Genomic DNA, 18738 nt, shown 5'->3' with positions numbered 1-18738 from the left:
AAAAAAGCGACCTATCTAGGTCGCCTTCACTATAACAAAGTTAGATAATCAGTACTTAGCCAATTATGCTAGTGCTTTCTCAATATCTGCGCTCACTTCAGCAACTTGCTTAGTACCATCAAATTTTAGGTACTTAGTGTTGCCCGCTGCAGCTTCTTTGCTGTAGTAAGCAATAAGCGGTGCAGTTTGGTCGTGGTAAACACCTAGACGAGCACGTACGGTCTCTTCTTTATCATCATCACGAACAACCAAATCTTCACCGGTTACGTCATCTTTGCCTTCCACTTTAGGTGGATTGTAAACAACATGGTAAGTACGGCCAGAAGGTAAGTGAGCACGACGACCCGCCATACGATCAACAATAACATCATCCGCAACATCGAATTCGATTACATAATCAACAGCAATGTCCATCTCTTTTAAGCCATCAGCTTGAGGGATAGTGCGAGGGAAACCATCTAGCAAAAAGCCTTTTTCGCAATCAGCTTGAGCGATACGCTCTTTGATAAGACCAAGGATGATTTCATCAGAAACTAGTTGACCAGCGTCGATGACTGACTTTGCTTGTTTACCAAGCTCAGTACCGGCTTTGATAGCAGCACGTAGCATGTCACCAGTAGAGATTTGTGGAATACCGTACTTCTCCATGATGAATTGAGCTTGAGTGCCTTTACCTGCACCTGGAGCACCTAGAAGAATGATGCGCATGTTTAATCCTCTTTAGAAAATTATGATTTATACCGAAGCTCACAGCGTTACGAACATAAAGATACGAACATATACAACGGTAAGTTTCGGTATAACGTTAGTGATTTGAGCGAACAACTACAGCTTAACGAACAATTCAGTTGAGCAAAGCACACTGTTTGGCGTGCAAAATACACACCTTATTCGCTTGGTTCAAGTGCAGCATTCTAACATAGAATTCAATGCTGCTGACGAGATTAAGACTAAAGAATGTAATCCGGCTTAGATTTTCGCTTCCGTTTTGCACAAATTAGCGTCAGTTCTAAGCAAATCATCACAATTCAAAACAAAAAGCTCGCATATGCGAGCTTTTTGTTGATTTAACGGTTATTCAACCTTAGTCAAAAGTTGGTTAATCGCCGTTAAAAATTGAGATGGGTCTTCCATTGAACCACGCTCAGCAAGCATTGCTTGGCCAAGCAGTACTTCGACCCAACGACCAAACGCTTGCTCATCGGCTTCATCAGCCATGCGCTTAACCAAGGCATGTTCAGGGTTTAGCTCAAAGATGTACTTAACTTCAGGAACAGCTTGACCAGCCGCTTCAAGAAGTTTAGCCATTTGCGTGCCCATCTCATAGTCATCAGTCACGACTACTGCTGGAGTTGTTGCCAACTTAAAGGTAGTACGAACTTCTTTAACACGTTCACCCAAGTATTGCTTGGTACGCTCAACGACAGACTTAAACTCTTCTTCCGTCTCTTTATGTTTTTCTTTTTCAGCTTCATCTTCAAACTGGCTAAGATCTAAACCTGCTTTCGTAATCGCCTGGAATTGCTTACCATCAAACTCCGTCAAGTAGTTCATTAGCCATTCATCGATACGATCAAACATTAAAATGACTTCAATGCCTTTCGCTTTGAACTGTTCTAAGTGTGGGCTGTTTTTCGCTGCAGCATAACTGTCTGCTGTGAGGTAGTAGATCTTATCTTGTCCCTCTTTCATACGCTCAACATAGGACGCCAAGCTAACCGTCTGTTCCGCAGAGTCAACTTCCGTTGAAGCGAAGCGTAATAAGTTGGCAATCTTTTCTTTGTTAGCGATATCTTCAGCAGGACCTTCTTTTAATACCAAGCCAAACTCTTTCCAGAATGACTGATATTTATCTGCATCATTATTGGCCATGCGCTCAAGCATCGTCAGGACACGCTTAGTACATGCATTACGCAGTGACTGAGTCACTTTGTTGTCTTGTAAAATCTCACGAGACACGTTCAAAGGCAGATCATTTGAATCAATCAAACCGCGAACAAAACGCAGGTAAGATGGCATAAATTGCGCCGCGTCATCCATGATAAATACACGTTGAACGTATAATTTCAAACCTGATTTATGATCGCGGTTCATCATATCCCAAGGTGCTTTCGCTGGGATATAAAGCAAGCTAGTATAATCGTTCTTACCTTCTACACGGTTGTGGCTCCACAGCAGCGGATCAGCAAAGTCATGAGACACATGCTTATAGAACTCTTGATACTCTTCATCCGTAATTTCAGATTTAGAACGGGTCCACAATGCTTGAGCTTTGTTGATTTGCTCCCATTGCGTCTCATCGGTTTCCTTGCCTTCATCGTCACGAACTTTAGTCTGAATTGAAACTGGAATACCGATATGATCCGAGTATTTACTGATCACATCACGTAGGCGCCACTCGTTTAGGAACTCTTTACCCTCTTCACGCATATGCAGGATAATGTCAGTACCACGAGATTCTTTGATGATATTTTCGATCGTGTAATCACCTTCCCCCGCAGAGTGCCATTGTACAGCTTGGTCTGCGGCAAGGCCGGCAGCGCGAGTACGTACCGTAACCGCATCGGCAACAATAAATGCCGAATAGAAACCGACCCCGAATTGGCCGATCAATTGCGAGTCTTTTGATTGATCTTGAGACAGTTTAGAGAAAAATTCAGCCGTGCCTGATTTAGCAATCGTTCCTAGATGTTCAATTACATCCTCACGGCTCATACCGATGCCGTTATCCGAAAGCGTTAACGTGTTTGCATCTTGATCAAACGACAGCTTAACACCAAGCTCTGCATCACCTTTATATAGGTCTGGGTTTGACAAGGCTTGAAAACGAAGTTTATCCGCAGCATCAGAGGCATTCGAAATCAATTCGCGCAGGAAAATCTCTTTATTTGAGTAAAGAGAGTGAATCATAAGATGAAGTAACTGCTTGACTTCAGACTGAAACCCACGAGTTTCTTTATTGTTTGTGGCAGTTTCGCTCATACTAGCTCCATAACATCTGAGTGATTATTCACACACGCCATTGTGTGCAACTGAGAATGATTTGCTAGTAACATGAGGATGACAAATGTAAAATCAAGGTCAAAGATAATAAAAACACTGTTTTTTTTATTTGTTTTGATTATGCTTGGCCATATTTTTATAAAAGAAAATAAAACTTAGTATACTGTTTCATCAATTGCTTCCCCAAGCTGGCTAGGTTGATGAACTACTCACCATATCAACAATAAGAAGATAACAATGAGTAACATAGGTACAAAATATATACTTGCTGAAAGATTCACCTTTGACCCCAACAGCAACTCTCTTATTGATCAAGAAAATGATAGCGAAATGGTTCGGCTCGGCAGTAATGAAAGCCGTATTCTGCTGCTACTCTGTGAAAGACCGAATGAAGTGATTACTCGACATGAGTTACATGAGTTTGTTTGGCGAGACCAAGGCTTTGAAGTCGACGACTCAAGCTTAACGCAAGCGATTTCGACACTGCGAAAAATGTTAAAAGACTCAACAAAATCACCAGAGTTCGTGAAAACTGTTCCAAAGCGTGGTTATCAGATGATTGCTTCTATTTCGCGTTCATTGCCAAATTCTCACAAAGAACCGGTGGTCGAGCAACAAGAGAGCGCTGAAGTGGAAGAATTCGAAGCTGATTCTATTATCGTTACGGGGAACCCCACTCCCAGCGAAGAGTTCATCCCTAATGCGACTATCCCACCTAATGTTAAGGTCAACAAACAAAAGCTAACCATACGAAGTAAATTGATGTTAGTGGTTGCTATTTTATTGCCCATATTGGCTCTGCTCTTAACCAGCCCTAGCCATTCTAAATTTAGGCAATTGGCTGTCTACAATAATATTGTCGTGAATACACCAATTAATCATCCTGACTTGACTAACTGGCTGCCTTCTATTGAGAAATGTGTCAAAAAATACAATAAGTCACATACTGGTGAGCTAGCACCAAAAGAAGTGATTGCAACTGGTGGGCAAAATAATCAATTGGTATTGAACTACATCCATAGCTCTGAATTCTCTGGTGAAAATATCACCTTACGCATTTTAGCTAACCAAGATGATTTCACCAACGTGTGTAAATAAGGGCATGAAGATGAACCAGAAAATCGCAACAATTATCTTGGTAGTTTCAGCTATCTTTAGCGCTTGGATCTACTGGGACAGTGATATTAAAACTGAGCAAACCCTTACTTCCCAAGAGTGGCAATCAAAAATGACGACGGTGATTAGGCCAAGCGTACGAAGTGATTCCGTCAGTACACTGCGCCGTGTTGATGTCACGTCTAATGTAAAATATCTACCAAATGGTAGCTATATTAGAATGTCTAACATTTTATTATTTGCTACTGGCTCAGAAAGTGAAAGTCGGATTAGCATTTCAGAAACAGGCGAATGGGATGTCAGTGACAGCTACCTGCTAATCTCACCCTCAGAATTTAAAGATATTACCTCTACTCAAAGTAAAGACTTTACCCCTGAGCAGCTCGAGTTAATTACACAATTCTTCAAGATGGATGCTCAACAAAGTCGACGTATCGACGTTGTAAACGAGAAAACATTGCTGCTTACCAGCCTCAGTCATGGGTCAACGGTTCTGTTTACCAACTGATACTAGCCCCCCCAACCAACCAAGCGAAAGGCGGCTATTTGGTACATAGCGTAAAAACCGCCTTTCGTTTATTGAATACCCAAAAAGGACAATGATGCATAAAGCAACGATTCACATCCACTACTGTCGTCAGTGCAATTGGATGCTACGAGCAGCATGGCTAAGCCAAGAGTTACTACATACTTTTAGTGAAGAGATTGATTCCGTGAGTTTACATCCAGATACTGGCGGACGATTTGAAATAATTTGCAACCAGAAAATTATTTGGGAACGCAAACAAGATGGTGGTTTTCCAGAAGCAAAAGTGCTCAAACAACGAGTAAGAGATATTGTTGCTCCTGAAAGAGATCTTGGGCATTCCGACAATAAATAATGGCCTCACTGGTACATTAGATTGAATTTTTAACAATCAATTCGCCATTCAATCCTAATACCTGAAATAAGCCTTCGCTATATATGGCATAGCTTGGTGGGAAATTGTTGCGCGGGAAAGTGACAGAGCCTGGGTTCATGATAAACACTTGGTTTAGTGGCTCTGCCGTTGGAATATGGGTATGTCCATGAATCAGTACATCCCCATTTTTGAGCAGTGGCATCTGTTGTGCGTTATAAAGATGACCATGAGTGATAAAAAAGCGCACTCCAGACTCAAGTAATACCCAAGCGTAATCCATCATCATTGGAAACTTGAGCAGCATCTGATCAACTTCACTATCACAGTTTCCTCTAACCGCAACAATGCTATCGGCGTACTTATTGAGTCGCTCCGCAACCGCTACGGGATTATAACCTTCAGGGATAGGATTACGAGGGCCATGATTTAGGATATCGCCAAGTAATACTAAGGTTTGAGCATCTGATTGCTCAAATAAGGCTAGCATGGCTTCGGTTGCAGGTAGTGAACCGTGCAAATCAGAGGCAAAAAACAACTTCACAATATATCTCCATAGTTTTGATGGGGAAATTGTACGAATTTAAAAACACTTAGTCATCTCTCGCCATGCCGTTAATAACAATATTGTTGTAGCTGACCATACCGACCACCTTACCATTTTCAATCACTGGAGCTCGGCTAATACCAAAACGTTCAAACAACCTCGCACAATATTTCACATTCATGTCCGGAGATACAGATAACGCTGGTTTGGTCATGATTTCATAGATATTGACTCGCTGTGTAGCTCGGTTTTGAGCCAATACTTTTTTGGCGATATCATTCATCAACACAATCCCATACTCATCATCTTCGTGTCGTTTATCAACGATTAACGCTTTGACTTGATTTTGTTTAGCTAAATGAATGCCTTCATGCACCGTCGTTAAACCATCGACGATAACGTAAGTATTAGCCATTACATCTCTAACTCGGATCTTATTATGCAAACTCATAGCTCTTCCTCAACCACTTTAGTTAATGTTGCGACTTGATGAGCAACACCGACGGCATCTTCAATATCGATTTGAATAGCAATGCCCTGCCCTGACTCTTGGTCAAACTCCCCAACATCATTAATCGTTTCTAAAATGTGGCGAGCAAGGTGTTCTTCGACCACAAACAACACCACATCTTTTTGCACATCCAATGTTAAGCCAAAGAAGGTTCGCTTTTTATTTAACCCCTCTCCTCTTGCATTATTGATAACCGTCGCCCCTGTAGCGCCAGCATTACGCGCAGCGTCTAGTACAATATCGGTTTTGCTGTCTTCAACAAAAGCCAGTATCAGTTTAAAGCGCATTTTCTTTCTCCTTTGATGACGCAGCTTTATTTAACCATTGAGTGATCTGCGCATAGCCCATTACAGAGATAATCGGGAATAGACTGGCAAATGCAATCAGCCCAAACCCATCAATCATAGGACTTCTTCCTGGAACGGTCGAAGCCAAACCCAAACCCAATGCGGCCACAATTGGCACGGTTACGGTTGATGTTGTCACACCACCAGAATCATAAGCTAATGGCACAATAAGCTTAGGAGCAAAAAAGGTTTGGATCACTACCACCACATACCCGGCAATGATGTAGTAATGGATGGGGTCACCAACCACGATACGATAACTGCCAAGTGAAATTCCAAAAGCTACCCCAAGAGCAACCGCGATTCGCAAACCATTAACGCTAATACTGCCACCGGATACCTGGTTTGCTTTAATCGCGACAGCAATTAAAGATGGCTCGGCTACCGTGGTGCTAAAACCAATACAAAACGCAAATAGATAGACCCAAAAGTAGTCAAACCAATGTAGGGAATTACCCATACTAATTTTAAATTCCGCGAGAAATTGAGGGGCAGTTAACTGCTGCGCCATCGTCTCCCCTAAAGGGAATAAGGCCAATTCAAGTCCTAAAAGGAATAGAGTCAAGCCAATGATAACGTAACAAAAACCTAAAATTACTCTTATCGGACGTACGATAGGTTTGCGTAATACAGCAAACTGGAAGCCAAAAATAATCGTGACAATGGGAACGACATCCAAAATAGTGGAACCTAGCATGTCGAAGAACAGGATTAATGCATTCATGCCAGCACCATCCCATAAACCATGACAAACATCATCGGTAGTAATGAGGCAAAAGCAATCAAGCCAAAACCATCAATCATTGGGTTTCGTCCCTTGATGGCAGAAGCGAGACCTACCCCTAACGCTGTTACCAAAGGAACCGTGATTGTCGAAGTAGTGACACCACCCGAGTCATAAGCAATACCGATAATATTTTCAGGCGCAAAAGCGGTCAGAATGACGACACCAACATAACCACCGATGATCATGTAATGAATGGGCCAGCCTTTCAAAATACGCAACACCCCTAATACAATGGCAATTCCTACAGAAAACGCGACGGTGAGTCTTAGACCATTGGCATAATCGTCCATACTTTCAGCTGATGCAGTGATCACCCCTTCGGCTGCGGCCACATTCGCCGCCTCATCTGCCACAGCAGTTAAAGCGGGTTCAGCAATCGTGGTACCAAACCCTAAGAAAAAAGCAAAGGTAAGTAGCCACGCGACACTTCCTTTTCTCGCAAAGGCTTGCGCCATTGACTCGCCGATAGGGAATAGCCCCATCTCTAATCCAAAAATAAAAAACGTCAACCCCAACACAACCAGCACTAAACCAACAATGATTGGCAGCCAATTGGGCAGTGGTTCTTGTAATACAATGAGTTGGAAAAACACAATAACGGCAACTATCGGCAGCAGATCTCGCAAACTTCCTATCATCGCTTTAAGTAGCGCCATCATCGAGTCCATTCATTCCTCCCGTGTTTGATATCTTTGTTCATAATGACAAATCAAGACTGATGAGAGTGTGATATGGGTTGCGAGGCGCAGAAAAAAGTGACCAAATGTTACAAAGTTTGTCATTTATCACTGTCATTATTTAACGTATGCTGAAATAGGCCTGTTAAATGTTCAAAACAATTGAGTTGCAGCAATACTCTAATACTTAGTAGGAATCGCGACCACCTTCTATCATGGATAACCCAAGAGGTAGTGATATGAAAATACTATTAACTGGCGGAACTGGTTTTATCGGTAAGGCATTGATAAAACAGATTCTGGCCCACGATATACACATCCTAACCCGTAATATTCCACGCGCTAAAGAGCAGCTCAAGCACGTTGATAATAGCAATTTCACCTATTTAACATCGCTATCAACATTAAAAGATCTCAACCAATTTGACGCCATTATTAACCTGGCAGGTGAACCTATCGCCGATAAACGTTGGACCCCAAAACAGAAAAAAACGATATGCGCTAGCCGTTGGGAAATCACAGAACAATTAGTTGAGTTGATCCATGCTAGCACCGAACCACCGCACGTTTTTATCAGTGGTTCTGCAGTGGGGTATTACGGAGATCAACAATCACATCCTTTCGATGAGACCTTACACGCCCACAGCGACAATTTCCCTCATCAGGTATGCACTAAATGGGAGCAAATCGCCCTTAAAGCTCAATCAGAAAGAACCAGAGTTTGTCTATTACGAACTGGCATTGTGCTAGCGACCGAAGGGGGAGCGCTAGCGAAAATGTTGCCACCTTACAAGTTAGGGCTTGGTGGCCCGCTAGGCTCCGGAGAGCAATACATGCCGTGGATACATATGCTGGACATGGTAAGAGCCATCACCTATTTACTGGAAACTCAGCATGCGCAAGGTGCTTTTAACCTGTGTGCACCACACGCCGTTACCAACAAGGTTTTTAGTCAATCATTAGCGAAAACGCTAAACCGACCTCATCTATTATTCACACCTAAATGGCTAATGAACATCATTTTGGGAGAGGCTGCTGTGTTACTTTTTGATAGCATCCGGGCAAAACCAAAAAAACTGACCGAACTTGGCTTTCATTTCCAATACTCACATATAGAACCTGCGTTCAAAAATATTCTAAAACGCAACCTTTAGGAACTGGTATGAAGAAAGCAATATTGATAACAGGCTGCTCAACTGGCATTGGGTATATGGCAGCGCATGCCTTACAGCAACGCGGTTATCATGTGATCGCTTCATGCCGGAAATTGGAAGATGTCGAAAAGCTTCGTCAAGAAGGGTTAACTTGTATCCAACTCGATTTACGTTGTGAGAAAAGCATTACAGAGGCTGTTACTCAAACGATGGATTTATGTGATGGAAAACTGTACGCGCTATTCAATAACGGAGCTTATGGTCAACCAGGAGCGATTGAAGATCTGCCAACGGCAGCTTTACGTGAACAATTTGAAACCAACTTTTTTGGTTGGCATCAACTCACAACAGAAATTATCCCTCACTTTCGCAAACAAGGAGAAGGAAGGATCATTCAAAATAGCTCAGTACTAGGTTTCGCTGCGATGAAATATCGCGGAGCCTACAATGCTTCCAAATTTGCGATTGAAGGATGGAGTGACACCTTACGTCTTGAACTTAGAACAACCAACATACTAATCAGCATTATTGAGCCAGGGCCAATCGAAACTTCATTTCGTGCCAATGCGCTTACAGCGTTTAAGCATTGGATTGACACCCAAAATAGCGTTCACAGCACTGTTTATCAAAGTCAAATTCAAAGACTCAATGGCGATAAATCAAATAACGCCTTTGCTTTACCAGCCAAAGCTTGCCTCCCCTATCTCCTACATGCACTTGAATCGTCGAAGCCGAAGCTTCGTTATCGCATTACCACTCCAACAAAAGTGTTTGCAATCCTTAAACGAGTGGTTCCGAATCGGTGGTTAGATCATCTGTTAGATAAAGCGGCATAAATGACCAACTTGTCATTTTTTCGTAACATTCAAGTGACATCATGCAGCTCTGGACATTCCAGATACCCTAATACTAAGCGTTGCATGTGGTACGACAAATATGACATTACACCAATTAAATTGGCTCAGTGTCGGTGTTGCGCTGACTTTATTATTAATACTATAGACACCTTTGCTTGCTCTCTCGTTAAGAGACAAAAACGCTGCAGCCTTGTGGCGTTTTTTGTTTTTCCCCTTGATATTTCAACTTTTAACCCTATCTCTTAGCTATAGACCTAACACAGCAAAGGAACAAACAATGCTATCTCCTTACATTGTTGAAGTGAATCAGAATAACTTTAGAGAAGTGTTCGAGGGCTCGGTAAATACTCCTATTTTATTTCATTTTTGGGCACCAATGAGCCAAGAGAGTGCGCAGATCATTCCAGAGCTGCAAACCCTCACCCAACAACACAATGGTGCTTTTACCTTAGCACTATTAAATTGTCAGGAAGAACAAGCCGTTGCCGCACAGTTTGGCGTGCAAACCTTGCCAACCATTGCACTTTTTATCAACGGTCAAGCGGTGGATGGCTTAGGCGGACCTCAAACTATTGACGCGGTTAAAGAGATGCTAAATAAGCATTTGCCGAGCCAAAGTGAGGTTGATTTAAAGAACGCTTTGGAACTAATTCAACAGTCTCAACACTCTGACGCCCTGCCTTTGCTATTAAATCTGCCACAAGAGATAAAGGAAAAGGGTGAAGCCAAACTCGCCCTTGCGGATGTTTTTTTGGAAACGCAGCAATACGATGCGGCAGAAGCGGAATTGCAACACATCCCGTTAGAATATCAAGATAGCTATTACAAAGGATTAGTTGCCAAACTGGAACTGCATAAGCAAGCCGCTGATAGCCCAGAAATACAAGCGTTAGAGGAAAACTTTGCAGCGCAACCTGATAATGCTCAGCTGGCGAGTGAACTTGCACTTCAATATCATCAAGTCAGCCGAGATGAAGAAGCACTAGAACTTTTATGGTCTTTTTTAAAGAGCGATCTCAACTGCTTAGATGGTGAAATCAAAAAAGTCTTTATGGATATATTGAGCGCTTTAGGACAAGGTAATAGCCTCGCCGGTTACTATAGAAGACAACTATATTCATTATTATATTAATAATATCAAACAATTAAGGCTGGGATTTCCCAGCCTTAATTGTATTATAACTAAACAACTTGAAGTAGTAGTCTAGCGGTAAGCGGGTTCATCCTCATGAGCATAGATAAACGATACGATTTATTTGAAAGAACGTAGCCAACACCACAGCAGCTTCAAGTAGGAAAGGTATAATGCAAAATAGAAAAAATAGCACTCCCAAGCTTGGATGAATAATATCAACAACCACCAAAGCTAGGAGAATCAATAATCAAAAAGGATCAGTTATGGCTTTAGATTCAATCGTTGCCGTTGGCATATTCGTATTCGTTGTTATTGCTTTTATCTTTGCAGCAGTGAAAACGGTTTCTCAAGGAAGTAATTGGACAGTTGAGCGCTTTGGTCGCTATACCCATACTCTACAACCTGGCTTAAATATTATTATTCCATTTGTTGACAAAATCGGACAAAAGATCAACATGATGGAACAAGTGTTAGATATTCCCGCCCAAGAGGTGATCTCTAAAGATAATGCCAATGTTGTGATTGATGCAGTTTGCTTTGTACAAGTGATAGATGCCGCAAAAGCTGCTTATGAAGTAAGTGAACTACAACACGCCATTCGAAATTTAACACTGACTAACATGCGTACAGTACTAGGCTCAATGGAGCTCGATGAAATGCTTAGCCAGCGTGACATGATCAACACAAAACTGCTCTCTATCGTTGACCAAGCCACTAACCCATGGGGAGTTAAAGTCACTCGTATCGAGATAAAAGATGTTCAGCCACCAGCCGATCTAACGGCAGCAATGAATGCGCAGATGAAGGCTGAGCGTAATAAGCGGGCAGACATTCTAGAAGCAGAAGGGGTACGCCAAGCTCAAATTTTACGTGCAGAAGGCCAAAAGCAGTCTGAAATATTAAAGGCGGAAGGTGAAAAGCAAGCAGCAATTTTACAAGCCGAGGCTCGTGAACGGGCTGCCGAAGCGGAAGCGAAGGCAACTGAAATGGTGTCAAACGCCATAGCACAAGGCGACATGCAAGCTGTGAATTATTTCATTGCGCAAGGTTATACTGATGCCTTAAAAGCGATTGGCCAAGCAGAAAATGGGAAGATCATCATGCTACCGTTAGAAGCTACGGGGTTAATGGGGTCCGTTGCTGGGATCGCTGAAATGTTCAAGCAACCATCGCTAAAAGATAAGTAGGTAACCAAGTGATAGAACTTATACAACAAATCAATTACTGGCACTGGCTAGCGTTTGGTTTGGTGCTCGTGGCGCTAGAACTACTCGGTACTGCCGGTTATTTTCTTTGGCTCGGTATTTCAGCAGTGCTTGTTGGGGTAATTTTCGCCATATTGCCTATAAGTTGGCAGCTGCAATGGCTAACCTTTGCCAGTTTCTCTTTGATCACTACATGGTTATGGTGGCGAAAACAGTTTAAGTCTGATCATGATAGTGACAAATCGCGCAAACTTAACCAAAAACAGAAACAACTGATTGGACAAACCGCACGGCTAACAGAAGATGTTCAACAAGGGACGTTTCGCCTAACTCTCGGAGATACCACCTGGACTGCGCAATGTAAGCAAGACATCGCAGCGGGCAGTTTAGTCAAAGTCGTTGATGTTGATGGCATTGTTTTGATCGTTGAGCCGCAATAAACGCAAGGCGACTATTTGTCGCCTTGCGTTTTACAGCAATGCCCTTTCAAATTATCAATGATTGGGCAATCACTCCCCTCATCACCAGGACATTCGTTAATCCATTCTTCCAATTGCTGTTTGATTAACTCTAATTCAACGAGTTTTCGTGAGACATCCTGTAGCTTTTCTTTGGCCTTTTCTTTGACAGAAAAACTAGTTCTAGCTGGATCATTAGCTAAAGCGATTAAAGACTTACACTCTTCCAAACTGAACCCAACTCGTTTACTGCGTGCAATCAGTAAAAGATCATCCACATGCCCTTGTTGATAGTGACGATATCCATTTTCTGACCTGAGCGGCGGGGTAATCAACCCTTTTTCTTCATAGAGTCGAATCGATTTGGCGGTTAATCCGGTCAATTGGGCGACTTGGCTAATATTCATGTTAAAAATTCAATGAAAAAGGCATGTTGATAAACATGCCTTTTTCACCATTAGAAAGCAAGTCGATCACTATTGATTCAGTAACCAGCTTAGAATTTGAGATTTTTCAGATTTATCCGCTTTTTCATACCAGTAAGCAAGCATTTCTAATGGCTTACTTTCTGTTTTCAGCGCTTGATTGATAGATGAACGATTTACAAAAGCCCAATCTGCAAATGCTTTTTGTTCACTTACTGAGGCTTCAGCAAACCAGTATTGAACCATTTCTTGAGCTTGTGACACTTTGGTTTTTTCAGCAACAGTAGTCACAGCGGCTGGAACAGCTACAGGGGCAACCGCGATCGCTGTATGATTATTCGCACCGTTGTAAATTGTGTCGATGTAAGCTTTTGGCACAATGAAAGTTGTACTCATTACTGAGTTATTTCCTTCAAGCGTAAACTCTAAATTCTTTTCTCTTGCCTGCTGAATGTCAGCTTCGCTTAATGGAAATTTAATGTATTGAGTCTTTGTGCAGTGTTCGCTACAGCTTTCTCTGGGGGTTTGTCTCTCTTCTAGCTCTATCGTCTTACCAAAAAAACTAACCGTTTCGTATTCTTTATAACTCTGGAAGTAACTCACATCCATAATAATTGAAGATTCTGGCGCCTGATTTTGTGTTATTGCTTTGTTGTACGTAAAGTAGAGTGATGATTTTATAACGTCTGCCCCTACATTTGCCTTACTTTCTGCAACGTAAGCTTGTCCAGTCACCTGAATATAGCTCCCCTTTGGCTGCACATCCGAGACTGAATAAGCAAAGTTACTTTCTGAATCAAGTGAACTACAAGCTCCCAAAAATAATGATAATACAACAATACTTACTTTATTCATTATGACTAAATCCTTATGTTCACTATGGAAAAACGCTGGTAAAAATTACCAGCGTTTTAATTTTTACTAACTATTTCAAGCAAATGATTTTAGCTTAGAAACCGTACTCAAGGCCAATACGAGTTACGAGATCTGATGAAACATCACCACGGTCATTGTCAGTAAAGCTACGACTTGCAACACGTAGATAAGGTACAAAACCATCCTTCACGTACATGATCTGACCAGAAACAGTATCGCTCTTATCCGTCGCACTCGCTTTTAGCGATGAATTTGCAGCAGTTGTACCAGACAAATCTGCATCATCATTCGCTGCGTAGCCTACTTTAAAGCCCCACGGACCATTCCAGTATTGGCCAACAACAGAGTATGAATCTTGCGTATATTTGCGATCACCATTATCAATTTCTTCGCCTTTATATGCAGCTGCAATACCAAAGCCAGCTGGTAGGCTTGCTTCAAAGCCAACGATGTATGCGAATGTATCGTCTTTATAGCCATCTACACTAGGTGTACAATCAGGGTTCATTGGATCTTTAGGGTCAAACACACAAGACTCCGCAGTATCGCCAACTACACGCGTACCAGATTCAACTGCACCCATAAAGGTTATTTTTTCGAAGCTGTACTTAGCACTTGCACCAAAGAAGTTAGCATCACGAGTTGCTGCACCACCACCGTTGTCATTATCATCACGACCAACAGAAGCAGCAAAAGAGAAGCCACCGAATTTTGGCGAGTCGTAACGAATTTGGTTAGATTGACGATCGTAGTGAGCGTTGATGCCACCCCAATCGAATACAGAACCTAGACCTGGGTTAGAGAATGGCCAGTCAACGATTTCGTATAGTGGCGTAAGAACACGACCCACACGAACGTTACCCCAAGAGCCAGAAGCACCAAGGAAAGTATCACGGAAACCAAGCACGCCACCTGAAACGCCACCGTGCCCCCAATCTGTGCTATCTACATAGCCAGACTCAATTTGCATCGTGATTTTGAAGTCTTCAAACATATCTTTGTGGGCACGAAAACCAATACGAGATTCGTTCTCTACAGCGTAGCCACTGCTAGCATCATCTTCATCTGTTGTGTTGTAGTTAACAACAGAAATTGCTGCGACGCCGTATACCTCAACATTGAAGTCAGAAATAACACCAACTTGACCAGTTTCCGTTGCAAATGCACCAGTTGAAGCCATTGCTACTGCTGCACCTAGAAGAGTACGTTTAAACATTTTGTCCATGGAAAAAACTCCTAAAAATGGATATAGCTGTCTTTTATATTTCTCACCTTAAGTTGGCCGCCGAAGGGAGAAATCATTTCCTATGTTGAAAACCTAAATTAATCTTTAACTTTTGATTTTCTATTTCCTGCATACACACCGTGTATCCATGTTTAATAGACTAACTTCGCGGTGAAAAACATCAATGAGAACTTAACTTTTATCTAAAAAAATATGAGCCATAGCAAACTTTAGCCAAGTAAGAGATCAAGATCTAATAAACAACAAAAAAGCCAAAAAAAAACATAAAAACCATACAAATCAGAATATTATGTATTTCATCATTTCAATTAACTTGAAGTGCCTCGCAATAATCACGAGAAAGTAGATGAGAGCATTTTTAGTAGTCATGGCTAAAAGCAGGATAATTTAAGAATAAAAACGAAAAGGTGGGATGCTTTTTTTTACAAAAAATTAAGCCTCAATTATAAAAATTGAGACTTAATTACATGCAGGGACGAAATGAATGGTTAGTAATTCATCATAGAAAGTAAATCTTGTTCCGTACGAATTTCAATGCCAAGTTCTTGTGCTTTAGCTAACTTAGAACCTGCCGCTTCCCCGGCAAATAATATATCGGTGTTCTTGGAAACACTGCCAGTCACTTTTGCGCCCAGAGCCTGCAGGGCAGCCTTGGCGTCACTTCTTGATAATTGAGATAAACTCCCCGTCAATACAACGACCTTACCTAAAAGTGGTTGCACACTATCTTCGCTCGGCTTTTCAACATTTGGCCATTGAACACCTAACTCTATTAATTCATCAATGACTTTTTTGTTTTTATCTTGCTCGAAAAAAGAAGTGATGTGACTCGCAACAACCACACCGACATCTTGAACTTTAAGTAACTCATCAAATGTCGCTTGGCTGATATTCTCTAATGTTTCAAAATGCAGAGCTAAATTTGCAGCCGTAGTCTCTCCAACTTCACGAATACCAAGAGAATACAAAAAACGAGCGAGAGTGGTGAGTTTTGATTTTTCTAAAGCATTGACAACGTTTTGCGCCGATTTAGGCCCCATGCGCTCTAAAATAGTTAACTGCCCCGCTTTGAGTCGAAAAAGGTCAGCGGGGGTTTTTACCATCTCTTTATCAACCAGCTGCTCGATAACTTTGACACCTAACCCATCAACATCTAGTGCTTTACGTGACACAAAGTGTTTAAGTGCTTCTTTTCGTTGTGCCTGGCAAACCAACCCACCAGTACAGCGCGCTACAGCCTCACCTTCAATACGTTCAATCTCAGAATTGCATACTGGGCAATGGTTTGGGAAAACAATATCTCTTGCTGATGCAGGACGTCGGTCTAAAACAACAGAAACGACTTGCGGGATGACGTCACCCGCACGACGAATCGTAACACTATCACCGATTTTGACACCCAAACGTTCAATTTCATCGGCATTGTGTAACGTGGCATTACTAACGGTAACACCGCCAACAAAAATAGGTTCTAACTTAGCCACTGGCGTAATTGCACCGGTTCGTCCTACTTGGAACTCAACATCATTAAGTACCGTAATCTCTTCTTGCGCTGGGAATTTATACGCAATCGCCCAGCGTGGTGCTCGAGCCACAAAACCCAATTGTTGCTGGGCTTGGATATCATCCACTTTAATAACCACACCATCGATCTCGTAAGCTAACTGCTCACGGCGAGTTAAAATACTTTGATAATAGCTTTTGACTTCATCGAGCGAATTCACTAGGCGCGTCTCTGGGCACATAGGTAAACCCCACGCTTTTAATTGTAAAAAACGTTGATAGTGGCTCAGAGCCAACTCAACACCTTCGACAACCCCCACGCTGTAAGCATAAAAATTAAGCGGGCGTTTTGCCGTAATTTTGGAGTCTAACTGCCTTAAACTGCCTGCCGCAGCATTTCTAGGGTTAACAAAAGTTTTATCACCCGTTTTTAGTGCTTGTTGATTCAAACGTTCAAAACCAGCTTTGGGCATAAAGACTTCTCCACGCACTTCTAGGCGAGTAGGCCACCCTTCCCCCTGTAATTTCAGAGGAATCGCGCTGATAGTTCTGACATTCTCAGTAATGTTTTCTCCTGTCGTACCATCGCCACGCGTTGCAGCTTGGATCAAAACACCATTTTCATACAATAAACTTACCGCTAAACCATCTAGCTTAGGTTCACAGCAAAACGCATCTAGCTTAGGTTCACAGCAAAACGCATCTAGCTCAGTCGTAGCTAAGCGGTCTTGTATGCGCTTGTGGAAAGCATCCAACTCATCATCATCGAACGCATTATCCAAAGATAGCATCGGTATTTCATGTTTAACTTGCTCAAATCCATCAAGAGGCTTACCACCGACCCGCTGGCTTGGTGAGTCTAAAGTAATGAGTTCAGGATGTTGAGCTTCCAACTCAAGTAACTCACGCATAAGCCGGTCATACTCTGCATCTGGAATTTCAGGGCTATCTTCAACGTAGTAACGTACCGAATGGTAGTGAAGCGTTTCACGCAACTGATTTAATTGGTTTTGAATTGTTTGAGTCATAATTCTCTCGGATCATGAAAAAAGGCTCCGACGAGGAGCCCTTAGTGGTCTGTTTTTTATTTACGCGCTACGAGCGTTTTTAAATTCCTGTATCTGACGACGGTATGCTGCTAAGCGGTCTGGAGTCATCAGGTTACGAGCATCATCAAGCACATTACCGCCAAGATCATCGGCAATTTGTTGCGCGGTTTTGAGCATCAATTTAAAGTTTTGGTCCGCTTCACCGTAGCATGGCAGAGTCATGAAAAATGAAATACCTTGTGTAGTGAAATCAGCAGGATCATTATGCTCCAGTGTGCCTGGTTGCATCATATTAGCAACACTAAATAATACCTTACCTGTCCCTGAAAGATCAGCGTGACGGTGGAATATATCCATATCACCGTAGAGCAAACCATTTTGCTGCATACTATCAAAAAGCTTAGTACCAACAAAAGGTTCATTCGCTGCACAATGTACATTAAGTACTAGCACTTCCATATCTGCGGGTTGTTCTTCTGCAACTTCAACTTCTTGGCTCTCTTGCTCAACGTGAGCAGTATCTTGAACAATAACCGGTTGCGGAGCTTCTGATACAGAAATTGAAGGAATATCCTCAATCTCATCAATAGTATCTACTGCAACCATCTTTTCAGGATAACCATCAATTAATGGATCAACTGTTTCACTGAAGTCAGGCTCTTTGCGTTCTTTTCGGATAATCTCAAAATCATCTTCTGGAGCAAACGAACGTTGCGGTGAAGAGACGGAATCATCGTGATCAACATCGATTTTCCCGAGAGGCTTGTCGCCAAACTTCGATTTCCCTTCTTTCTTACTGGTCCAAAGGCCGTGGAACAGTAGAGCGGCTATCGCTAGCGCGCCAACAATGATGAGTACGAATCTCAATTCCTGCATTTTTCACTCTCAGTTTCTCGATGTATTGTTGTTCGTTGCTGTATATCGCTGAACTGAACGTATCACC

General features: G+C 42.1%; 19 protein-coding genes and 1 pseudogene. 8 read left to right on the top strand and 12 right to left on the bottom strand.

Annotation, left to right across the window (positions count from 1 at the left end; translation table 11 throughout):
* Positions 1–63: 63 nt before the first annotated feature.
* Entirely contained in the window at positions 64–708 is a 645-nt protein-coding gene (gene adk, locus HGG78_RS09710) for an adenylate kinase (RefSeq protein WP_168522897.1), read from the bottom strand.
* 366 nt (positions 709–1074) lie between these two features.
* Complete coding sequence (htpG, locus tag HGG78_RS09705) at positions 1075–2982, bottom strand: molecular chaperone HtpG (RefSeq protein ID WP_171980416.1); 1908 nt, start codon at positions 2980–2982, stop codon at positions 1075–1077.
* Between the two features lie 258 nt (positions 2983–3240).
* Between htpG and HGG78_RS09700 the strand changes: the two genes are divergently transcribed.
* From HGG78_RS09700 to HGG78_RS09690, 3 genes are all read left to right on the top strand, one after another.
* Complete coding sequence (locus HGG78_RS09700; RefSeq protein ID WP_053310242.1) at positions 3241–4101, top strand: winged helix-turn-helix domain-containing protein; 861 nt, start codon at positions 3241–3243, stop codon at positions 4099–4101.
* A 10-nt stretch (positions 4102–4111) separates the two neighbouring features.
* Positions 4112–4627: a regulatory protein ToxS gene (locus HGG78_RS09695; RefSeq protein WP_172532764.1), complete on the top strand. Its 516-nt coding sequence runs from the start codon at positions 4112–4114 to the stop codon at positions 4625–4627.
* Between the two features lie 94 nt (positions 4628–4721).
* Positions 4722–5000, top strand: coding sequence for an Rdx family protein (locus HGG78_RS09690; protein ID WP_053310244.1), 279 nt, complete (start codon positions 4722–4724; stop codon positions 4998–5000).
* Between the two features lie 16 nt (positions 5001–5016).
* Here HGG78_RS09690 and yfcE read toward each other — a convergent pair whose 3' ends face one another.
* The 5 genes from yfcE to HGG78_RS09665 are packed head-to-tail and all read right to left on the bottom strand — an operon-like array spanning position 5017 to position 7878.
* Positions 5017–5562 carry a phosphodiesterase gene (gene yfcE / locus HGG78_RS09685; protein ID WP_172532763.1) on the bottom strand — a complete coding sequence of 182 codons (546 nt, stop codon included), beginning with the start codon at positions 5560–5562 and terminating at the stop codon, positions 5017–5019.
* Between the two features lie 49 nt (positions 5563–5611).
* The gene (locus HGG78_RS09680) at positions 5612–6016 is read right to left on the bottom strand and encodes a CBS domain-containing protein (RefSeq protein ID WP_172532762.1); all 405 of its coding nucleotides are present in this window, start codon (positions 6014–6016) and stop codon (positions 5612–5614) included.
* The gene (locus HGG78_RS09675; RefSeq protein ID WP_053310247.1) at positions 6013–6363 is read right to left on the bottom strand and encodes a P-II family nitrogen regulator; all 351 of its coding nucleotides are present in this window, start codon (positions 6361–6363) and stop codon (positions 6013–6015) included. The genes HGG78_RS09680 and HGG78_RS09675 overlap by 4 nt, the downstream gene beginning before the upstream one ends.
* A complete protein-coding gene (locus HGG78_RS09670; protein ID WP_053310248.1) occupies positions 6353–7147 on the bottom strand; it encodes a DUF1538 domain-containing protein in 795 nt (264 codons plus the stop codon). Before HGG78_RS09670 ends, HGG78_RS09675 begins: the two co-directional genes overlap by 11 nt.
* A complete protein-coding gene (locus tag HGG78_RS09665) occupies positions 7144–7878 on the bottom strand; it encodes a DUF1538 domain-containing protein (protein WP_172532761.1) in 735 nt (244 codons plus the stop codon). Before HGG78_RS09665 ends, HGG78_RS09670 begins: the two co-directional genes overlap by 4 nt.
* A 248-nt stretch (positions 7879–8126) precedes the next feature.
* Here HGG78_RS09665 and HGG78_RS09660 point away from each other — a divergent pair, with 248 nt between their 5' ends.
* The 5 genes from HGG78_RS09660 (at position 8127) to HGG78_RS09640 (ending at position 12678) form a co-directional block, all read left to right on the top strand.
* Positions 8127–9041, top strand: coding sequence for a TIGR01777 family oxidoreductase (locus tag HGG78_RS09660; RefSeq protein ID WP_172532760.1), 915 nt, complete (start codon positions 8127–8129; stop codon positions 9039–9041).
* 8 nt (positions 9042–9049) lie between these two features.
* Positions 9050–9877: an SDR family oxidoreductase gene (locus tag HGG78_RS09655; RefSeq protein ID WP_172532759.1), complete on the top strand. Its 828-nt coding sequence runs from the start codon at positions 9050–9052 to the stop codon at positions 9875–9877.
* Positions 9878–10175: 298 nt separating this feature from the next.
* Complete coding sequence (locus HGG78_RS09650) at positions 10176–11030, top strand: co-chaperone YbbN (RefSeq protein WP_053310251.1); 855 nt, start codon at positions 10176–10178, stop codon at positions 11028–11030.
* A 266-nt stretch (positions 11031–11296) separates the two neighbouring features.
* The gene (locus tag HGG78_RS09645) at positions 11297–12220 is read left to right on the top strand and encodes an SPFH domain-containing protein (RefSeq protein WP_172532758.1); all 924 of its coding nucleotides are present in this window, start codon (positions 11297–11299) and stop codon (positions 12218–12220) included.
* Between the two features lie 8 nt (positions 12221–12228).
* Complete coding sequence (locus tag HGG78_RS09640; protein WP_172532757.1) at positions 12229–12678, top strand: NfeD family protein; 450 nt, start codon at positions 12229–12231, stop codon at positions 12676–12678.
* 11 nt (positions 12679–12689) lie between these two features.
* Here HGG78_RS09640 and cueR read toward each other — a convergent pair whose 3' ends face one another.
* From cueR to zipA, 5 genes and pseudogenes are all read right to left on the bottom strand, one after another.
* Entirely contained in the window at positions 12690–13103 is a 414-nt protein-coding gene (gene cueR / locus HGG78_RS09635) for a Cu(I)-responsive transcriptional regulator (protein WP_172532756.1), read from the bottom strand.
* Between the two features lie 69 nt (positions 13104–13172).
* Positions 13173–13976 carry a DUF2057 family protein gene (locus tag HGG78_RS09630; RefSeq protein WP_172532755.1) on the bottom strand — a complete coding sequence of 268 codons (804 nt, stop codon included), beginning with the start codon at positions 13974–13976 and terminating at the stop codon, positions 13173–13175.
* 300 nt (positions 13977–14276) lie between these two features.
* Positions 14277–15222: pseudogene (locus HGG78_RS09625) on the bottom strand (porin); the annotation flags it as partial.
* Between the two features lie 509 nt (positions 15223–15731).
* Complete coding sequence (gene ligA, locus HGG78_RS09620) at positions 15732–17774, bottom strand: NAD-dependent DNA ligase LigA (protein ID WP_172532753.1); 2043 nt, start codon at positions 17772–17774, stop codon at positions 15732–15734.
* A gap of 60 nt (positions 17775–17834) precedes the next feature.
* The gene (zipA, locus tag HGG78_RS09615) at positions 17835–18671 is read right to left on the bottom strand and encodes a cell division protein ZipA (protein ID WP_168522924.1); all 837 of its coding nucleotides are present in this window, start codon (positions 18669–18671) and stop codon (positions 17835–17837) included.
* Between the last annotated feature and the right edge of the window lie 67 nt (positions 18672–18738).

Source organism: Vibrio aestuarianus (genome assembly GCF_012395185.1).
Taxonomy (GTDB): Bacteria; Pseudomonadota; Gammaproteobacteria; order Enterobacterales; family Vibrionaceae; genus Vibrio; species Vibrio aestuarianus.
Note: the sequence above shows the minus strand (reverse complement) of the source record. Positions and strands in the feature narration are given on the sequence as shown.

What these genes read in the sequence shown, in the direction of transcription:
- adk (WP_168522897.1), bottom strand. Translation starts at nt 708, where the DNA reads ATGCGCATCATTCTTCTAGGTGCTCCAGGTGCAGGTAAAGGCACTCAA.
- htpG (WP_171980416.1), bottom strand. Translation starts at nt 2,982, where the DNA reads ATGAGCGAAACTGCCACAAACAATAAAGAAACTCGTGGGTTTCAGTCT.
- HGG78_RS09700 (WP_053310242.1), top strand. Translation starts at nt 3,241, where the DNA reads ATGAGTAACATAGGTACAAAATATATACTTGCTGAAAGATTCACCTTT.
- HGG78_RS09695 (WP_172532764.1), top strand. Translation starts at nt 4,112, where the DNA reads ATGAACCAGAAAATCGCAACAATTATCTTGGTAGTTTCAGCTATCTTT.
- HGG78_RS09690 (WP_053310244.1), top strand. Translation starts at nt 4,722, where the DNA reads ATGCATAAAGCAACGATTCACATCCACTACTGTCGTCAGTGCAATTGG.
- HGG78_RS09680 (WP_172532762.1), bottom strand. Translation starts at nt 6,016, where the DNA reads ATGAGTTTGCATAATAAGATCCGAGTTAGAGATGTAATGGCTAATACT.
- HGG78_RS09675 (WP_053310247.1), bottom strand. Translation starts at nt 6,363, where the DNA reads ATGCGCTTTAAACTGATACTGGCTTTTGTTGAAGACAGCAAAACCGAT.
- HGG78_RS09670 (WP_053310248.1), bottom strand. Translation starts at nt 7,147, where the DNA reads ATGAATGCATTAATCCTGTTCTTCGACATGCTAGGTTCCACTATTTTG.
- HGG78_RS09665 (WP_172532761.1), bottom strand. Translation starts at nt 7,878, where the DNA reads ATGGACTCGATGATGGCGCTACTTAAAGCGATGATAGGAAGTTTGCGA.
- HGG78_RS09660 (WP_172532760.1), top strand. Translation starts at nt 8,127, where the DNA reads ATGAAAATACTATTAACTGGCGGAACTGGTTTTATCGGTAAGGCATTG.
- HGG78_RS09655 (WP_172532759.1), top strand. Translation starts at nt 9,050, where the DNA reads ATGAAGAAAGCAATATTGATAACAGGCTGCTCAACTGGCATTGGGTAT.
- HGG78_RS09650 (WP_053310251.1), top strand. Translation starts at nt 10,176, where the DNA reads ATGCTATCTCCTTACATTGTTGAAGTGAATCAGAATAACTTTAGAGAA.
- HGG78_RS09645 (WP_172532758.1), top strand. Translation starts at nt 11,297, where the DNA reads ATGGCTTTAGATTCAATCGTTGCCGTTGGCATATTCGTATTCGTTGTT.
- cueR (WP_172532756.1), bottom strand. Translation starts at nt 13,103, where the DNA reads ATGAATATTAGCCAAGTCGCCCAATTGACCGGATTAACCGCCAAATCG.
- HGG78_RS09630 (WP_172532755.1), bottom strand. Translation starts at nt 13,976, where the DNA reads ATGAATAAAGTAAGTATTGTTGTATTATCATTATTTTTGGGAGCTTGT.
- ligA (WP_172532753.1), bottom strand. Translation starts at nt 17,774, where the DNA reads ATGACTCAAACAATTCAAAACCAATTAAATCAGTTGCGTGAAACGCTT.
- zipA (WP_168522924.1), bottom strand. Translation starts at nt 18,671, where the DNA reads ATGCAGGAATTGAGATTCGTACTCATCATTGTTGGCGCGCTAGCGATA.